Raw genomic sequence first — 18,602 nt, 5'->3', positions numbered from 1 at the left:
TGATGCAAAATAAAGTAGCCATGGCCAACTGGGCCATGGTGATGTCGAAAGTCTTCGGCGGACTGAATGTGAATGCCCTGCACTACCTGTTGCCCCTGTGGCTCGCTCCGCTCACGGGCGCTACGTTCCGATGCGTGTTTGCTGCCGTGGCTTTTTGGATTCTCGGTTGGTTTGCCCGACCCGAAAAGGCTTCGACCCGCGACAAGTGGATTCTCTTCGTGATGGGTGCCGTGGGCATCTACGGCTACATGTTCTCCTACCTGATGGGGCTGAGCAAGACCACCCCGGTCTCGGCAGCCATCTTCACCTCGATGCAGCCGATATGGGTCTTTGTCATATCGGTGCTCTTCATGCACGAGCGGATTTCCCTGTTGAAGGTGGTGGGTATTCTGGTGGGATTGGGGGGCGCACTGCTCTGTATCCTCACCCAGAAGAGCGACGACCTCGCCTCCGATGCGCTGGCCGGGAACCTCTTCTGCCTGATGAGTTCGGTTATCTATGCCATCTATCTGGTACTGAGCAACCGGTTCTTGAAACGCACCGGCACCTATACCCTCATGCGTTACACCTTTTCGGGGGCTGCCTTTTCGAGCCTGATTGTGATGGCCTTTACGGGCTATGATGCTCCGTTGTTCGAATCGCCGCTCCATCTGTGGCCGCTGGCAATGCTGCTTTTCGTACTCATCTTCCCCACGGTGTTGAGCTATCTGTTGGTGCCCGTCGGGCTGCGGTATTTGAAGACGACGGTTGTGGCCATATACGGTTACCTCATTCTCATGGTGGCCTCGCTCACCTCGTTCCTTACGGGACAGGACCGTTTCAGCTGGACGCAGATTCTGGCCATGGTGCTTATCTGCGTCGGGGTCTATGCCGTGGAGATTGCCGAGAATCGCGGAACGCGTGCCCCCACGTCGCACCTACATTCGTCGCCTCATGCGTGAGCCCCTGGGTACGGTAAATCGGGCTGTCTCGATTACGTAAACGAAACCGCCGCCCCTCTCTGTTGTATCATCGCTTATCGGGCATATTTCGCGTAAGCCTTTGCCAGCTTCACGTCATAACGATTCTCGGCATACCGGGGACCGTTGTAGAGCCGGGCAAAAGTGGCCCACTCTTTCCTTTGCAGGGCGAAGAGCATGCCTCCCTGATGGATAAAGCGAACGAAGAGTTTCAGCTGGCTGCGGGCACTCTGTTGCATGGCGGCCACAAAACTCGCGACACTCTTCTCGCCACAGGCGGCAAAGTTGAATCCCATCACTTGGAACATGCCCCAACTGGCCGACGCATCGGCAGCTTCGCGATCGATGGCCCGGGCCTTCTCCAACCGATCGTACTCTTTGAGCCCGCCGCGGTAGTGACCTTTCTCCCATTGGGGGTAAAGAATATCGCCATTTTGAGCCGCATATTGCACAGGGTCTATCCCTCGTTTCTTCAACTGAGCCCAAAAGATGTGCCCCTCGAACAAGATGGTAGGCTTGCCGGGAGCGACAAATCCGTGACGACTTCCGCTCTCGACCTCTTGCACGGCCCTTAATGCAGCCGTTTCACAGTCGAGCAACAGGGCTCCCCGGCTGAAATCCTCGTCGGCCAGTTCGGTTGCCTCGCTCTCTCCACCCAACAGCAGAGCCTCCCAGGTGTGGTACCCCACGATGCCGTCGGGCTCCAATCCCCGTTGCTGTTGAAAGGCAACGACGGTCTCCCGCAGTGCCGGAGTGAATGTCATGCCCTCCTTTACGGAATATCCGGCTTGTGTCAGTGCGTTATTCAGTATGGCTATCTCTTCTCCCGAATCGCCTTGTTTTACAGTTTTCATTTCTATTCTTCTATCATGAGATTTGGACGTGCAAGAAACAAAGAAAAAGCGGGGTGACGATGGCATGAATTGATTTTATGCCACATCACGGCAAGTATCTCGGCAAAGTCATCGTCCCAGACACTCGTCGATATAAGCCTTCATGGCAGGCCCAGCAGCCTCGGCGCTTTGCAGCAGCTTGAACTGAGCCCGGGTGCGCACCAGGTTGTGTTCGGGATAGTTGATTTTATAGTAGGTATCGCCGTTGATGTAGTCGGTGAGGAAACGCACGGCCTGCATGTAGGGGAAAAGGGTGGCAGCGTAGGGCAGATTGTCGGTCTCGACGTCGGTGAGGAATACGCGGGCCGTCTCCAAGTAGCCTTTGGTAAATGCCTTGAATATCTCCATGTCGAAGTTGACACGGTCGAGATTCCGGTCGTCCTCCTCGCCCGTGTTGGCCGCGGTGCGCATGAAGTCGCCAAAATCGGAGAAGATATAACTGGGCATCACCGTGTCGAGGTCGACGACACACAAGACCCGACCCTGCTCGTCGAACATCATGTTGTTCACCTTCGTGTCGCAGTGGCAGATGCGTTTGGGCAATTTCCCCTCGCGATGCAGCCGCTCGGCCCGGCACATGTCGTGGGCCCGTTGTTCGAATGCGTCGAGCAGGGGACGCACCTCGCCCACCCTACCTGCGGGGTCGGCAGCGACGGCCTCGTGCAGTTGTTGCAGACGGAACTCCATGTTGTGGAAGTCGGGAATCGTCTCGCCCAGTTCCTCCGGTATGTCGGCCAGCATGGCCTGAAAGTCGCCGAAAGCCCGGCCGGCCTGGTAGGCGTACTGGGGATTCACGGTGTCGTAGCTCCGGGCGTGATGAATGAAGAGGAGTACCCGCCAGTAATTCTCACCATCGAAATAATAAAGTTTGTGGTCTTTCGTCGGTATCAGCGTCAGCACTTTACGGTCGATGTCGGTCTCGCCCCGAGCCTCCAACTTGTGACGAATGTGGGTCGTCACCCGATAGAAATTGTTTTGGAGCATCTCCACGTCGGTGAAAATCGTGTGGTTGATGCGTTGCAGTACATAGTCGGGAGCCTCGGGCGGAGTCGTGGTCACTTTATAGGAGTCGTTGATGAGTCCCGCGCCCAACGGTTTTATTTCAATCACCTCGCCAACCAGGGCAAAATGCGACAAGATTTCGATTAAGTCTTTCATGTGTACGGATATTGTAAATGCATAAAATAGATATACGATTCCAAAGATAGCGAAAGATAAATATAAAGACAATATAATTATCTATTCTGCTCCCTTCTAAATTCTACCGGGAAAGAAATTCGCATGAGAACAGGCATTTTCATCAATACGACTTTTAGGACAATTATCTCTCCATAACGACCTTGTAGGAGGAGGTCTGTCACAATAACTTTGCGTTGTTTTTAATCCACAGACATGGAACAAATACACGACATAAAGGGCATTTTGTTTAACTTCTCGGGTACAATCGACACCGGGGGCTGCGAATGGTTCGACCTCATTTGGCAGAAATACCGGGAAACCGGTATTCCGGTATCGAAGAGCGACTACCTGCATGCCCACGAATATGCCGAGGCTCAAATTATCGAAAACGGACTCATCGAATCCAGTTTCAATTCATACCAGACCCTATACACCAAACTCTCGCTGCAAATCCAATACCTCATCAACAAAGGGCTGCTATCCGACAACGGGTGTACCCACAAGTATCCCCAACAGTTGGCTACCCTCTGTTACAATCTGGCCATCATGCACGTGAGACAAAACGAACAAATTTTTGAAGAATTGGCACCTCGATACCGACTGGGTATCGTAGCCCAGTCGTATGGCAATATGACGGCCGTGTTGGGAGACTTTGGACTTACCTCCTACTTTACCGACGTAATCGAGTCGAGCGCCGTCAACCTCAACAAGCCCGACCAGGCCCTTTACCGACTGTCGGTCGAGGCTCTGCATCTCTCCCCCGCAGAGACCTTGTGCGTGAGCAATTCACTCAACAACGACCTGCGACCCGCCCAAGGTATCGGGTGTCCCACCGTATGGTTGAGCCAACGATCGGTTCCCCCGTCAAAACGTATATCCAACTATCACATAAATTCCTTGACTTGCCTTAACGAACTGCTATCTTAACAGAGACAATGCACCATAGGAGAATCATAAAGAATAACTACTTACTGTTGATATGTACTGTGTTGTGAAAAACAAATCTAACTAAAATATTCCATCGGTTGTGCGTGAGCATGGCCGAGGAAGGCTCTTAGCATAAAAAGTGTATTGACTTGATGAAAGGTCCCGGACGCGATGTCCCGGGCCTTTTTCTTTTTTCCGTTTTTTCTGTCCCTTTTAACAGGCAATCATAAAATCTGCACCGACGAGAATCGTTTATGGAGATTATTGCTAACTTTGCACAAAAAATAAAAAGTATTGTTTACCTAAAATGGATTGGATACAAAGTCTGTTATTTAATGACGCATCGGTAGCCCACACCGTAATCCTATACGCCTTTGTCATTGCGGTAGGAGTAGCACTGGGCAAACTGAAATTCTTCGGGGTCTCATTGGGAGTTACATTCGTTCTTTTCGTCGGGCTGATAGCCGGCCACTTCGGCTTCTCGGCCGAGAAAAACATACTCCACTTCGTACAGGAGTTCGGTTTAATTCTGTTTATCTATTCCATCGGTCTGCAAGTGGGGCCCAGTTTTTTCTCGTCGTTCAAGCGGGGCGGACTCACCCTCAACATGCTGGCCGTGGGAATTGTCGCGCTCAACATTGTCGTAGCGCTGGTTATTTATTTCATGAATCAGGGGAGTGTGAGCATGCCCATGATGGTGGGTATCCTCTCGGGAGCCGTCACCAACACCCCGGGACTGGGTGCCGCCCAGCAAACACTGTCGCAGCTGCGGTTCGACGGTTCGATTACCGAGGTTCCCGAGATTGCTCTGGGTTACGCCGCCGCCTATCCGCTGGGTGTAATCGGTATCATCGCCTCGATGCTGGTGATTCGGGCCATCTTCAAAGTCAAACTCGATAAGGAGAATCAACAAATCGAGGAGGAGAACCAGTCGAGCCAGCTCGTGCCGCACGTGGTGACCTATCAGGTAGAGAACAAACTCATCGTGGGCAAAACCCTCGACGACCTCGCCAAACTTATCGACCGCAATTTCGTGGTGTCGCGTATCAAACACAACGACGAGGTGATTATCCCCAACTCCGACACCATTCTCGAAGAGGGCGATTTACTGCTGGTGGTTCTCTCGCTGCAAGACGAGAGTGCCCTCGAAGCCTTCATCGGACGCCCCGTCGAGATGAACTGGGAGGCCATACAGGCGCCGGTCGTTTCGCGCCGTATCCTGGTTACCCGCCCCGAAATCAACGGGCGCAAAATCGGTAGCTTGCGGTTGAGAATGGGATACCGCCTGAACGCCACGCGGGTGAACCGTGCCGGTGTAGACCTGCTGGCCAACCCCAACCTGGAACTGCAAATAGGCGACCGACTCACCGTTGTGGGCCGCATCGAAGATATCAACCGTCTGGCCGAAAAGCTGGGAAACTCAACCAAGCGTCTGCACGAGCCCAACATGGTCACCCTCTTCGTGGGTATATTCCTCGGCATCATCTTGGGTAGTATTCCTATCGCCATACCGGGCATGAGCGTACCGATGAAACTGGGTCTGGCCGGCGGACCGCTGGTCGTAGCCATCTTGCTGGGCCGCTTCGGTCACAAGATACACTTGGTTACCTACACCTCGACGGGTGCCAGCCTCATGCTGCGCGAGGTAGGTATCTGCCTCTTCCTGGCCAGTGTAGGCATTTCGGCCGGAGGCGAGTTTGTCAACACCATCATGTCGGGCGGCCTCGTGTGGGTATGGTGGGGATTCCTCATCACCGTCATTCCCCTGCTCGTGATTGGCATCATCGCCCGGGCCCACTACAAGATCAACTACTGTTCGATCATGGGTCTGCTCTCGGGAGCCTGCACCGATCCCCCCGCCCTCGCCTATGGCAACAAGGTATCGGGTAACGACGCCCCTTCGGTAGCCTATTCAACCGTCTACCCGCTCACGATGTTCCTGCGGGTACTCTCGGCACAGCTGCTTATCCTGCTGTTCTATTAGACGATTTATTCAACGATACACTTCTATCCTCACGAGGGAGGCCTCCAGTCCAGGGCTTCCCTCGTTTGTTTTCTACCTTGATAGACAAGTCCCGTAACAGCACGACGCAATCACCCCGATTTTATCGATAAAAGAGCCCGCTTTATCCACAAAAAATCGGGCTCTCTCGATTACATTTCTCTAAATGGCTCACCGAGTGTTAATTTTGGGTTCCAATTTAACGAATCGGTTATGAAAAATTTAATCATATCCACCGCCATTTTAACACTCATCTGTTGCGCTCCCCTGCAAGCTCAGGAGAGTGAAGAAGCGATGCCCGACGTATGGACTCTGCAAGCCTGCTTCGACTATGCCCACGATCACAGCATCACTCTGCAACAGAACCGGTTGTCGATTGAAGAGAGCTCGGTCAACACGAAAGAGGCCAAAGCCCAGCTCTTCCCCTCGTTCGACTTCTCCACCTCGCACAACTATGGCAACTACCCCCTGGCCGACGGTTCCCGAGAGGGGAACAACGTCTACACCGGCACCTACAACCTGAACGCGTCATGGACCATCTTCGACGGGAAACGCCGCAACACCATCAAGTCCAACCAACTGCAAGAGAGGCAGCAGCAATACGCCTTCCAGGAGAGCCTCGACAACCTGCAAATCGAGATTCTCACCGACTATCTGCAAATTCTCTATGCCGAAGAGGCAGTGAACATCTGCCAACAGACCGTCGAGGTCTCGCAACGACAGGTCGAACGGTCGCGCGAACTGCTGGCCGCCGGCTCCATCTCGAAAAGCGATCTGGCCCAACTCGAAGCCCAATACAGCAACGACAAATACCAGTTGGTATCGGCCGAAGCCAATCGCGACCAGCTGCGTCTGAACCTGAAACAGCTGCTCGAACTCGACATCGACGTGACGATGGAACTGGCTCTGCCCACCATCGACGAGAGCAAGGTACTCGTGCCGCTGCCCGACAAGAGCACGGTCTATGCCACCGCCCTGGGCTTTATCCCCTCGATACAAAGCGGCAAGCTGGAACTCGAAGTGGCCGACCTGAACATCGCCAATGCCAAGGCCGGGTACTACCCCAACCTCTCGCTCTATGCCGGCATAGGAAGCGGCCACAATACCGGCGACAGCGGCAGCCTGGGCAGCCAGCTGAAACAGGGCTTCAACGAGTCGATAGGGCTCACTCTGTCGATACCTATTTACAGCCAGCGAAGCAACAAGTCGGCTATGGAGCGAGCCCGAATCCAACAGAAAATCAGCGCACTCGACCTCAAAAACCAGGAGAAGGAGTTGTTGAACCAGATTGAGAGCGCCTGGCTCGACGCCTCGTCGGCCCAGTCGCAATACCTGGCCGCCCGCGAACAGCTCGCCGCCACGCAAACCTCCTTCGAGCTCACCGAAGAGCAGTTCTACCTGGGCATGAAAAATACCGTCGAGATGCTTACCGCCAAGAACAACTGGCTCTCGGCCCAACAAGAGGAGTTGCAGTCGCGCTACATGGCTCTGCTCAACCTCAAACTGCTCGACTACTACGAAAACAAACCCCTCACGCTCGACTGACGCTCGACGGGGGGCCATGTACAGCCTATAAAAATCATCATCACGATATGAAACGTAAGAAAATCATCATTCTCTCGGTAGCGGCAGTCGCAGTCATTGTGATTGCGTGGGCCATCTTCGGGAGGAAATCGTCAAGCAACAGCTACTACATCGAGACGGCCACGGCCGCCCGGGGCGACGTGTCGAACTCCGTCACGGCTACCGGATCCATCGAGCCGGTGACCCAGGTCGAGGTAGGTACACAGGTGTCGGGTATCATCGACAAGCTCTATGCCGATTACAATTCGGTAGTGACCAAAGGCCAACTCATCGCCGAAATGGATAAGGTCACCCTGCAAAGCGAACTCACTTCGCAACAGGCTACCTACGACGGTGCCAAAGCCGAATATGAATATCAGCAGAAGAACTACCTGCGCAACCAGGCCCTGCACGAAAAGCAGCTCATCAGCGACACCGAATTCGAGGAATCGACCTACAACTACGCCAAGGCCAAGAGTGCCTATGAAAGCAGCGAGGCCAACCTGGCCAAGGCCAAACGCAACCTGGCCTACGCCACCATCACTTCGCCCATCGACGGGGTGGTCATCAGCCGCGCCGTTGAGGAGGGACAGACCGTGGCAGCCGGATTCGAGACGCCTACCCTCTTCACCATCGCCGCCGACCTCACCCAGATGCAGGTAATTGCCGATGTCGACGAAGCCGATATAGGCGGCGTGAAAGAGGGACAACGGGTCGAGTTTACCGTCGACGCCTATCCCAACGATACCTTCGAGGGTACCGTAACCCAGGTGCGTTTGGAGGCTACCGAAGAGAGCAACGTAATCACCTACGAGGTGGTCATCTCGGCTCACAACCCCGATTTGAAACTGAAACCGGGGCTCACGGCCAACGTCACCATCTACATAGCCGAACGCCGCAACGTGGTGAATATCCCCGTCAAGGCTCTCCGCTTCGTTCCCGACCCACCCTCGAGCAAGGCTCCGGCTCCCGAACAGACGCCCCAACCCCAAGCTCCCGATAACGACAGCCTCAAAACCGTGTGGGTACAAGAGGGACAGGAGTGGAAACCTCGCCAGGTCAAAGTAGGTATGGACAACGGAGTGAACGTAGAGATCTGCTCGGGACTGAACGAGGGCGAAGTGGTGGCCGTAGACCGCAAGAGCAATACCGGAATGACCGAAGCCCAACTCTCGGGCAACCAGGAGGAGAGCCCCTTCATGCCCAAGCCACCGGGAAAAAAGAAATAAGGAAAGGAGAACGTCAACCATGGCAACCAAAGAGATTATCCGACTGGAAAACATACGGCGCAACTTTATCGTGGGTAACGAAACGGTACACGCTCTGCGGGGGGTGAGCTTCACCATCAACGTCGGCGAGTTCGTGACCATCATGGGCACCAGCGGCTCGGGCAAGTCGACCCTGCTCAACATACTGGGCTGCCTCGACACCCCTACCTCGGGCGAATACTACCTCGACGGGATACCGGTGCGGAGCATGGGCAAGAACGAGCGGTCGGTCCTGCGCAATCGCAAGATAGGCTTCGTGTTCCAGTCGTATAACCTGCTACCCAAGACGACCGCCCTCGAAAACGTGGAGCTGCCGCTCATGTACAATTCGGCCATCTCAGCCCGTCAGCGGCACGAACTGGCCTCACGCGCCCTCGATGCCGTGGGTCTGTCCGAACGGAAGAATCACAAGTCGAACCAGATGTCGGGCGGTCAGCAACAACGCGTGGCCATCGCCCGGGCCCTGGTCAACGACCCGGTCATCATCTTGGCCGACGAGGCTACCGGTAACCTCGACACCCGCACCTCGTTCGAGATTCTGGTCCTCTTCCAGGAGCTGCACGCCCAGGGACGCACCATCATCTTCGTCACCCACAACCCCGAGCTGTCGGCTTACAGCAGCCGCAACATCGTACTGCGCGACGGAAAGATTATCAGCGACACCCCCAACGACCATCAGGCTTCGGCCCAGGAGATGTTGCAAAAGTTACCGGTAGAAAGCGATTAAGGAACCAACAACTATGAATCTGACCAATCTCACCAAAATAGCACTCAAAGCGCTTAACAACAATAAGATGCGATGCTTCCTCACGATGTTGGGTATCATCATCGGAGTAGCCTCGGTCATCACCATGCTCGCCATCGGGCAAGGCTCGAAGCGAAGCATTCGGGCACAAATTGCCGAAATGGGGTCGAACATGATCATGATACACCCCGGCAACATGGAGCGGGGCGGTGTGCGGCAAGATGCCTCGTCGATGCAGACGCTCAAACTGAACGACTACGAAGACATTGCCGGAGGGACCGAATACGTGTCGGCCTGCTCGCCCTCGGTCAGCAGCAGCGGACAGTTCATCTACGGGGCCAACAACTACCCCAGCACCATCTACGGCGTGACCGAGGATTACCTCGAAATACGCAAGTTCTCCATCGACGAGGGCAGCATGTTCACCCCGCAAGACGTGCTCACCTCGGCCAAAGTCTGCCTGGTGGGACAAACCATCATCGACAACCTCTTCCCCAACGGAGAGAGCCCCATCGGCAAGGTAATCCGGTTCAACAAGATACCCCTCAAAATCGTGGGCACCCTCACCCCCAAAGGCTACAACAGCATGGGCATGGATCAGGACGACATGGTGCTGGCCCCCTACACCACGGTACAAAAGCGGGTGCTGGCCATCACCTACCTGCAAGGCATCTTCTGCTCGGCCCTCACCGAAGAGCTCACCCCTCAGGCAATCGACGAGATCACCCAGATTCTGCGCAAGAACCACAAAATCAAGGAGGGCGAGGAGGACGATTTCGAGATACGCTCGCAGGAGGAAATGAGCTCGATGATGAGCTCAACCACCGACATGATGACGATTCTGCTTGCCTGTATCGCCGGCATCTCGCTGCTCGTGGGCGGTATCGGCATCATGAACATCATGTATGTATCGGTCACCGAGCGCACCCGCGAAATCGGATTGCGCATGTCGATAGGCGCCCGGGGCATCGACATCTTGGCCCAGTTCCTCATCGAGGCGGTACTCATCAGCGTCACGGGCGGCATCATCGGGGTACTGCTGGGCGTGGGAGCCTCGATGGTCGTGAACCTGGTATTCAACTGGCCGGTCTACATACAGGCTTACTCGGTAATACTCTCCTTCCTGGTATGTACCTTCACCGGCATCTTCTTCGGCTGGTACCCGGCCCGCAAGGCAGCCAACCTCGACCCCATCGAAGCCATTCGTTATGAATAATCAACGTTTTTCCGTTTCAAATTCTTATCTTTGTACTATGGCACCCGACCGACAACATATACGACTCCGCTGGAACCCCGTCTTTATTCACCTGCTGGCATGGGCTATCGTCTTTCTCTTCCCGCTCCTCTTCATCGAGCGATTCGAGAGCATGAGACGGGTACACGAGTTCAGCCTGATCAAGTTTTATGTCCAACCCATCAGTATCGCGGTTATCTTCTATATCAACTACCTGTGGCTCATCGACAAGGTACTCTTCCGTAAAAAGACGGTGCAGTTTATCCTTTACAACCTGCTGCTCATCGTGGTGGCCAATGTGGTTATCTACCTGGTACACCGAATGATTATTCCCGACGAGTTTTTGCACCACCGGCCTATCCCGCGACCTCCCCGGCCGGGACTGATGCAGTGGCAGGACTCCATTACGCTGGCGCTGATGGTGGGATTGAGTGTGGCTATCAAAATGACGCAGAAGTGGATTGTATCGGAAAAGGAGCGTAAACAACTGGAACAGGAGCGTACCGAAGCCGAATTGAAGAACTTGAAAAACCAACTCAACCCGCACTTTCTCTTCAACACGCTCAACAACATCTATTCGCTCATCGCCATCAGCCCCGACCGGGCCCAGAGTGCAGTACTCGAACTGAGCAAGATGTTGCGTTATGTGCTCTATGAGAATGCCCAGGCCTATGTGCCCATGGAGAAGGAGTTGGAGTTTAACCACAACTACATCGAGCTGATGCGGCTGCGGCTTGCCCGTCACGTGAAGGTCGAGGTGGATATGCCCGACGGATTGTGCCGGGGATACCAGATTGCCCCGCTGCTCTTCATTACGCTTATCGAGAATGCCTTCAAGCACGGTACCAGTGCGACCGAACCTTCGTTTGTCAAGATTGTCATGCGCGAACCCTCGCCCGGGGTCATCGAGTGCCGCATCGAGAACAGCTGCTTCCCCAAGGACGAGAGCGACAAAAGCGGTTCGGGCATCGGGCTCAAAAACCTGTCGCGACAGCTCGAACTGCTCTACCCCGGCAAATATACCCTGCATGCCGAGAGCGACACTCGGGTCTACCGCTCATCGCTCACCATCGATTTGAACTAACCCAAACACGTGGAGACCATGATACTGAAATGCTGCATTATCGACGACGAACCTCTGGCCATAGAGCTGTTGGAGAGTTATGTCAAACGCACCCCCTTCCTGCAACTGGAAGCCTCGTTCAACTCGGCCGTGCAGGCTGTCGAGCGGGTTTCGCGCGGTGACATCGACCTCATCTTTCTCGACATTCAGATGCCCGAGCTCGACGGCATGGAGTTTTCGCGCATGATCGAGGGGCGCAGCCGCATTGTCTTTACCACCGCCTTCGGGCAGTATGCCGTGGACAGCTACAAGGTCAATGCCATCGACTACCTGCTCAAACCCTTCTCTTATGCCGACTTTCTCAAAGCGGCCCAAAAGGCGCTGCAATGGTTCGAGCTGTCGGAGGGCAATACCGCCAACCCCGCAGCGGCTCCGGCCGAATCGCCGGCGGCAAGTCCCTATATCTTTGTCAAGAGCGACTACAAGCTCAAACAGATACCGCTCGACAAGATTCTCTACATCGAGGGATTGAAAGATTATGTGAAGATTTATCTCGAAGGCGAGCCGCACCCGATTCTCTCGCTGCTGAGCCTCAAATCGCTCGAAGAGATGTTGCCCGAGGGGCAGTTCATACGGGTGCACCGCTCGTTTATCGTGCAGGGGTGCAAAATCAAGATGATCGACCGCAACCGCATCGTCTTCGGCAAGGAGTATATCCCCATATCAGACACCTACAAGGAGTCGTTTGCCGAGTTCATAGCCCAGCACTCCCCGCTCACCGGCAAGCCACAGAACTGAACAGGACGCTCCGCCGGGTGGCTGTCGACCTATACCGCACAAGGAGCAGGCTCCCCGACAAGGGGGTGTCTGCTCCTTGGCTTGTCTACTCAAATTTATTTCAGTTTCAGGAAGCGTCGTAAAGCGAGCGGAAGAAAGCGTTCAACTGCGCGGCGAAGAGAAAACAGGCCGCCGTCAGGGCTCCATACATCACCCAGGTACCGGCGCAACTCCAACAGGGGTTCACAACCAGCTCACGGGCAAAAGTCACACACAAAGCCGTGCAGATGAGCAATATCAGTACCAGAACCACCAGCGAGATTTTCGTTTCGAGGCTCCACCGCTTGCGAGGCAGGCGGTTCATCACCCGGCGGGTAAACCACCGGTCGTGCTTGGGCTGGGGAGTATGACGGTCGAAAAGTTCCCGCCACTGGTCATCATTCCACTCTTTCATATCCGTTTTTCTTTAAATATTCTCCTAATTTTTGTTTGGCGCGCGAGAGGTGCGACTTGATGGTCCCCTCGGGTATACCCGTCACCGCGGCGATGCGGGCGATGGCCATATCCTCGACAAAGTATAGGGTAACGACCGTGCGCTCCTCGGGTCGCAGTATCGACAGGGCCCGGGTCATGTCGAGCCGACGGTCTACCGGCTCGGGCGACTGGGGTATCGCCGTTGCCTCGTCCAGCGATTCGAGGTAGCGGTCGCCCCGCCTGCGCAACTCGTCGTAATAGAGGTTGTAGGCCACCCGGAAGAGCCAGGTCGAGAACGAGGAGAGACCTTTGTAGCTGCGCAGGTGGTAATAGACCTTGATGAAGGTCTCCTGCGCCAGGTCGTCGCTGAGCGATTCGTCGCCGCCGGTGAGGCTCAGGAAGAAGCGCTTCACCCGACCCTGGTACTTGTCGACCAGCGAGGCAAACGCCTTGCGGTCGTCCAGCAGGACACAGCGCGCCACCCACATCATATCCTCGGTCTTCTCCATCGCGTCGAGTCCGGTTATTCGGGTTGATTATCGGTGTGGTCGTTCCCGGGGCGCGACGATACCCGATAGAGTATCAGTTTGCCCGCACCCACCAGGATAAAGATGGCCGCCAGCCCCAGCAGGAAGATACCGTAGCTGTCGCCAAACTCTGCGGTGCCGTCGATACTCCACTTCACGATGCTCCAGATGGCAAAGCCCAAACCGATACCCAAGTATACCAGTCCCTGGTTGAGGGTCACCAGCTTGTCGGGACGCACCTGCCGCGACCGGGGCGACTCGAAAAATCCGTCGGGCAACTCACGTCCGGCCTCGATGGCCTTCTCGATAACCTCATAATGGGCCTTCTGCTTCTTGTTGCGGTAGTAGATATAGAAGAAGACTATCAAAAAGACAAAAAGAAAAGGTACGGTTATACCCAACACGGGAATTATTGCACCAAGAATATCCTCGGCATCGGGCTCGTAGATCGACAGGGCCTGTTGTCGTTCCAACTCAATCTCGGCCATACGCACCTTGTAGGCTTCGGTCTCGGTCATACCGCCGAGGGTATCGTTTTCGGTCGTCGCCGCAGCCACAGCTGCTGCCGGTTTTACAGTCGGTTTTACACGGCCGGTCTGGGCCATTGCGGTTGCGCCCGTCCACAACACGAGTGAAAGGAGCGCTGTCATCACAAATCGTTTCATCTTGTTATCGGTTTTTAATTCATGTATCGTTTTTCTGTTCATCTCTCTTTCCGGAAATTCAATCGTTAGACGCAACCCCACCCTCCGCAGGTTGCAACCTCCCCCCGATTTTTTCAAAAAAATTTCTCAACAGGGCATTGAGGTGTAACAAAAGGCTCAACAAATTTACTCAGAATCCAAGAAAAAGGGTTCACAAGCAACCAATGCCCGCAAAAAAGCGGTAATTTTGCACCGCGAAACAATTAACGAAGTTATGAAACCCAAAGAGATTAATAAAGTCGAGATTCGTAATCTGCAACGCGAAGACTACGACCAGCTGGCCAGCTCGTTCACCCGGGTATATGCCGACGGCAGCGACGTGTTCTGGACCCCCGAACAGATAGACAAACTGATACGCATCTTCCCCGAGGGGCAGATTGTGACCGTGGTCGACGGCAAAATCGTGGGGTGCGCCCTCTCGATTATCGTCAACTACAACGATGTGAAAAACGACCACACCTATGCTCAGGTGACCGGCAACGAGACCTTCAACACCCACACCCGCAAGGGAAATATCCTCTATGGCATCGAGGTCTTCGTGCACCCCGACTACCGCGGCCTGCGATTGGCCCGCCGTATGTATGAATACCGCAAGGAGCTGTGCGAAAAGCTCAACCTCAAAGCCATCATGTTTGGCGGCCGGTTGCCCAACTACCACAAATATGCCGACCACATGCGCCCCAAAGAGTACATCGACAAGGTGCGCAAGCGCGAGATATTCGACCCGGTGCTGCTCTTCCAGCTCTCCAACGACTTCCACGTGCGCAAGGTGATGCGCAACTACCTGCCCAACGACGAGGAGTCGAAACACTTCGCCTGCCTGCTCCAATGGGACAACATCTACTATCAGGAGCCTACCGAGGAGTATATCTCGCCCAAGACGACCGTGCGGGTGGGTCTCGTACAGTGGCAGATGCGCAGCTACAAGACGCTCGACGACCTGTTTGAGCAGGTCGAGTTCTTCGTCGACTCGGTGAGCAGCTACCAGAGCGACTTCGTACTCTTCCCCGAATACTTCAACGCCCCCCTCATGGCCCGCTTCAACGACGAGAGCGAGTCGGAGGCTATCCGCGGTCTGGCCCAATATACCGACGAGATTCGCGAGCGGTTCATCAACCTGGCCATTCGCTACAACATCAACATCATCACCGGCAGCATGCCCCTCATCAAGGAAGACGGACTGCTCTACAACATCGGCTACCTATGCCGCCGCGACGGCACCTACGAGATGTACGAGAAGCTACACGTCACCCCCGACGAGATGAAGTGCTGGGGTTTGAACGGCGGCAAAGCCATTCGCACCTTCGAGACCGACTGTGCCAAGATAGGCGTGCTCATCTGCTACGACGTCGAGTTCCCCGAACTGTCGCGCATCATGGCCGGCGAGGGCATGCAGATACTCTTTGTCCCCTTCCTCACCGACACCCAAAACGCCTATTCGCGTGTGCGCGTCTGTGCCCAGGCACGCGCCATCGAAAACGAATGTTTCGTGGTCATTGCCGGTAGTGTAGGTAACCTGCCCAAGGTACACAACATGGATATACAATATGCCCAGTCGGGCGTATTCACCCCCTGCGACTTTGCCTTCCCCACCGACGGGCGCCGGGCCGAGGCTACACCCAATACCGAGATGATTCTCATCTCAGACGTCGACCTCGACCTCCTCAACGAGCTCCATACCTACGGCAGTGTGCGCAATCTTAAAGATCGCCGCAACGACCTCTATGAGGTGAAAATGAAGAAATAGACCCGACCATAAACCGGGTTGAAGAATCTCAAAATTTATTGAAGAGCAATCTCATTCATAAAAAAGAATCTTGACAAACGGTCAAAAGTCGTTTATCAAGATTCTTTTTTTATACAACAGATATATTCGATACTATTCTCTCACATACACCATATAATCGCCATCATACGATAGATACAGTTTATTCTCCCGTATCACATACTCGATAGCAGCATCCCCGCTATACTCCATTGTCATAAAAATCGTGGTTTCGGTTGCACTCCATGTAAAACGGTCTTCCGCAACCACGTGACCCGGCACTCCATAATTTTCAATCCATTGGGTGCCGGTTCCGTCTTTCCGAAACTCGGCATGGAAAATCTCTCCATGCGAATCGGTATCTTCTACCCAGCGGCCTATTAATTGATGCTCATAATCATTCATTGCTTCATCATCGGAACAGGAAAAAAATAAAAACACCGGCAACAGAATAGCCAGTACAGACATCATTTTTCTCATAACTACATTTTTTATTGTGACTATATTTAACTATCTTAACTGAACGTTCATAAAATCATAACAAATGTAAAAACACTAATCCGGGATATCAATATCTCATATAAAATTATAAAATTATAATTTACAAGGAGACAGAAAAAAGATGAATAAAAAAAAGCCCACTTGCTTACTGCAAACGGGCTCCTCTCGATGAGCGGCAAACGAGGCTCGAACTCGCGACCCTCAGCTTGGGAAGCTGATGCTCTACCAACTGAGCTACTACCGCATCTGTTTCTGTGGGGACAAATGTAGCTGTTTTTTTTCGACTTTACAAATTATTGCCGTACTTTTACCCATAAATTGAGAAAAGAACGATGGTAAAAATAGGTTTGTTATCCGACACCCACGCCTGGTGGGACGACCGTTACGCGAAATATTTTGCCGAGTGCGACGAGATTTGGCACGCGGGTGACATCGGCTCGGTCGAGCTGGCCGACCGGTTCGAGGCATTGAAACCCTTCCGGGCTGTCTATGGCAATATCGACGGCCACGAACTGCGCCTGCGCTACCCACAGCACCAACGGTTTACCATCGAAGGGGTCGACGTGTGGATTACGCACATCGGCGGATACCCCGGCAAATATGCCCGCGAGGTGATACCGCAAATCTACATACACCCGCCCAAGCTCTTCATCTCGGGCCACTCGCACATCTTGAAAGTGCTCTATGACAAAACCTTGAAATGCCTGCACATCAACCCCGGCGCCGCCGGACTGTACGGATTCCACAAGAAACGCACGCTGGTGCGATTCGTCATCGACCGGGGCGAAATCAAGGACCTCGAAGTCATCGAACTGGCCGACCGCCGACAAGGGGGATAACTCTGCCCCTGGCCACCATTGCCAACCAGAATCATATCCAATAAGTTTGAAATAAATAATAGGAGGGGTTATATATTCAACTCCTGACGGACGGTTTCGATAAACTCCCAGAAGACCGAGGCGAAGGGCTCGATAATCGAGCGTTTGGGCTCCTCGGCAGGAATGAGTGCGCGCAGACCTCCCTTAAAACAGCGTATGTCGATGCGGGTTCCCATCTCGATGGGTTCGCCGTCGAGGTGCATGGCTCCTGGTTTCTCACGCTTGATGGTGAGCGACTCGGTGGTGAAGCTCTTGATATTGGCATCTTGGTCGATGTGCTTGGTGAAAAGCAGCAGGGCCAGTCCCGCCGTGTCGAAGGGGGTAAAGGGCATGAGCACCGTGACATCGATTTTGCCGTCCTGCATACTGGCATGAGGGGCGATATAGGCGTTGTTGCCATATTGCGAGGCATTACCGCAGGCTATGAGAAAGGCTTTCTCGGTAACGGTGCCGTCGGGCATCTCGATCCGATAGGTCTCCGACTTGTATTTGAGGTACTCGGTGAGTGCCTTGGCCACGTAGGCCAGTTTTCCCCGCCGTTTCCCCTCGGCAAATTTAAGGCTAACCAGCGCATCGAACCCTACTCCGCAGGTGCAGAAGAAGGGACGGCCGTTGGCCGTGCAGTAGTCGAGGTCGGCTACCACGCCGTCGTTGACAATATCGAGGGCCTTGCGCACGTCCATCGAGATGCCCAGGTGGCGGGCCAGTCCGTTGCCCGACCCCACCGGTACGATGGCCAAGGTGGTGGAGGTATTGATCAGCTCACGGGCTATCTCGTTGCAAGTGCCGTCGCCCCCGACCGAGAGCACCACGTCGACGCCGTCGGCCACAGCCTGACGAGTCATCTCGGCGGCATGACCGGCATACTGCGTGAAACGACACTCTACACTGTATTTCGACGAGTCTATCACCTCGTCAATCAAGGCGGGTATCTCCTCTTTATCTTTGGTTCCCGAGATGGGATTTATGATAGCTAAGATTTTTCTCGGTGCAGGCATAGCATCTTTTTAATTTCGAAAATATCGGCAAATCGCTCTTGTATAGTCTCTTGCATCGAAGCCGATGCGGCCGTCTCAACCTACTCGACTCGACGGCAATTTGCCGCAGTGGGGACAAAGATAATAAATATTCCCAATTTCTCAG

At 54.1% G+C, this 18,602-nt stretch carries 18 protein-coding genes and 1 tRNA gene; 11 read left to right on the top strand and 8 right to left on the bottom strand.

Annotated elements, in window-relative coordinates:
* Positions 1-2 precede the first annotated feature (2 nt).
* Positions 3-941 carry a DMT family transporter gene (locus BARVI_RS11230; RefSeq protein WP_025279338.1) on the top strand — a complete coding sequence of 313 codons (939 nt, stop codon included), beginning with the start codon at positions 3-5 and terminating at the stop codon, positions 939-941.
* A gap of 74 nt (positions 942-1,015) precedes the next feature.
* Here BARVI_RS11230 and BARVI_RS11225 read toward each other — a convergent pair whose 3' ends face one another.
* Entirely contained in the window at positions 1,016-1,813 is a 798-nt protein-coding gene (locus tag BARVI_RS11225; RefSeq protein WP_025279337.1) for an N-acetylmuramidase domain-containing protein, read from the bottom strand.
* 108 nt (positions 1,814-1,921) lie between these two features.
* Positions 1,922-3,010: a phosphotransferase enzyme family protein gene (locus BARVI_RS11220; protein WP_025279336.1), complete on the bottom strand. Its 1,089-nt coding sequence runs from the start codon at positions 3,008-3,010 to the stop codon at positions 1,922-1,924.
* 234 nt (positions 3,011-3,244) lie between these two features.
* Between BARVI_RS11220 and BARVI_RS11215 the strand changes: the two genes are divergently transcribed.
* From BARVI_RS11215 to BARVI_RS11180, 8 genes are all read left to right on the top strand, one after another.
* Positions 3,245-3,958: an HAD family hydrolase gene (locus BARVI_RS11215; RefSeq protein ID WP_025279335.1), complete on the top strand. Its 714-nt coding sequence runs from the start codon at positions 3,245-3,247 to the stop codon at positions 3,956-3,958.
* 307 nt (positions 3,959-4,265) lie between these two features.
* Entirely contained in the window at positions 4,266-5,942 is a 1,677-nt protein-coding gene (locus BARVI_RS11210; protein ID WP_025279334.1) for a putative transporter, read from the top strand.
* Between the two features lie 231 nt (positions 5,943-6,173).
* Positions 6,174-7,505, top strand: coding sequence for a TolC family protein (locus tag BARVI_RS11205; protein ID WP_025279333.1), 1,332 nt, complete (start codon positions 6,174-6,176; stop codon positions 7,503-7,505).
* A gap of 47 nt (positions 7,506-7,552) precedes the next feature.
* Positions 7,553-8,752 carry an efflux RND transporter periplasmic adaptor subunit gene (locus BARVI_RS11200; protein ID WP_025279332.1) on the top strand — a complete coding sequence of 400 codons (1,200 nt, stop codon included), beginning with the start codon at positions 7,553-7,555 and terminating at the stop codon, positions 8,750-8,752.
* Between the two features lie 19 nt (positions 8,753-8,771).
* Positions 8,772-9,518, top strand: a complete 747-nt coding sequence (locus tag BARVI_RS11195) for an ABC transporter ATP-binding protein (RefSeq protein ID WP_025279331.1) — start codon at positions 8,772-8,774, stop codon at positions 9,516-9,518.
* A 13-nt stretch (positions 9,519-9,531) separates the two neighbouring features.
* Positions 9,532-10,752, top strand: coding sequence for an ABC transporter permease (locus BARVI_RS11190; protein WP_025279330.1), 1,221 nt, complete (start codon positions 9,532-9,534; stop codon positions 10,750-10,752).
* A gap of 37 nt (positions 10,753-10,789) precedes the next feature.
* Entirely contained in the window at positions 10,790-11,854 is a 1,065-nt protein-coding gene (locus tag BARVI_RS11185; protein WP_025279329.1) for a sensor histidine kinase, read from the top strand.
* An 18-nt stretch (positions 11,855-11,872) separates the two neighbouring features.
* Entirely contained in the window at positions 11,873-12,631 is a 759-nt protein-coding gene (locus BARVI_RS11180) for a LytR/AlgR family response regulator transcription factor (RefSeq protein ID WP_025279328.1), read from the top strand.
* A 106-nt stretch (positions 12,632-12,737) separates the two neighbouring features.
* On the opposite strand, the gene BARVI_RS11175 is transcribed toward BARVI_RS11180, so the two are convergent.
* Genes BARVI_RS11175 through BARVI_RS11165 form a run of 3 tightly spaced genes read right to left on the bottom strand, consistent with a single transcriptional unit; the run spans position 12,738 to position 14,276 of the window.
* Complete coding sequence (locus tag BARVI_RS11175) at positions 12,738-13,064, bottom strand: hypothetical protein (RefSeq protein ID WP_025279327.1); 327 nt, start codon at positions 13,062-13,064, stop codon at positions 12,738-12,740.
* Positions 13,048-13,593 (bottom strand): RNA polymerase sigma factor, encoded by a 546-nt coding sequence (locus BARVI_RS11170; RefSeq protein WP_025279326.1) that lies wholly within the window; start codon positions 13,591-13,593, stop codon positions 13,048-13,050. The genes BARVI_RS11175 and BARVI_RS11170 overlap by 17 nt, the downstream gene beginning before the upstream one ends.
* A gap of 14 nt (positions 13,594-13,607) precedes the next feature.
* A complete protein-coding gene (locus BARVI_RS11165) occupies positions 13,608-14,276 on the bottom strand; it encodes a DUF6249 domain-containing protein (RefSeq protein ID WP_025279325.1) in 669 nt (222 codons plus the stop codon).
* 253 nt (positions 14,277-14,529) lie between these two features.
* On the opposite strand from BARVI_RS11165, the gene BARVI_RS11160 reads away from it, so the two are divergent.
* Positions 14,530-16,062: a bifunctional GNAT family N-acetyltransferase/carbon-nitrogen hydrolase family protein gene (locus BARVI_RS11160; protein WP_025279324.1), complete on the top strand. Its 1,533-nt coding sequence runs from the start codon at positions 14,530-14,532 to the stop codon at positions 16,060-16,062.
* Between the two features lie 132 nt (positions 16,063-16,194).
* On the opposite strand, the gene BARVI_RS11155 is transcribed toward BARVI_RS11160, so the two are convergent.
* Positions 16,195-16,560: a hypothetical protein gene (locus tag BARVI_RS11155; RefSeq protein ID WP_157232592.1), complete on the bottom strand. Its 366-nt coding sequence runs from the start codon at positions 16,558-16,560 to the stop codon at positions 16,195-16,197.
* Positions 16,561-16,752: 192 nt separating this feature from the next.
* Positions 16,753-16,825: transfer RNA gene (locus tag BARVI_RS11150), tRNA-Gly, on the bottom strand.
* A gap of 88 nt (positions 16,826-16,913) precedes the next feature.
* Here BARVI_RS11150 and BARVI_RS11145 point away from each other — a divergent pair.
* Complete coding sequence (locus BARVI_RS11145; protein ID WP_025279322.1) at positions 16,914-17,420, top strand: metallophosphoesterase family protein; 507 nt, start codon at positions 16,914-16,916, stop codon at positions 17,418-17,420.
* Positions 17,421-17,488: 68 nt separating this feature from the next.
* Here the strand turns inward: BARVI_RS11145 and BARVI_RS11140 are convergent, their stop codons facing one another.
* Entirely contained in the window at positions 17,489-18,457 is a 969-nt protein-coding gene (locus tag BARVI_RS11140; protein ID WP_025279321.1) for a diacylglycerol/lipid kinase family protein, read from the bottom strand.
* Between the last annotated feature and the right edge of the window lie 145 nt (positions 18,458-18,602).

Origin of the sequence: Barnesiella viscericola DSM 18177, assembly GCF_000512915.1 — a bacterium.
GTDB classification, from domain to species: Bacteria; Bacteroidota; Bacteroidia; order Bacteroidales; family Barnesiellaceae; genus Barnesiella; species Barnesiella viscericola.
The sequence above is the reverse complement of the archived record's forward strand: the minus strand, read 5'-3'. Positions and strand labels throughout refer to the sequence as shown.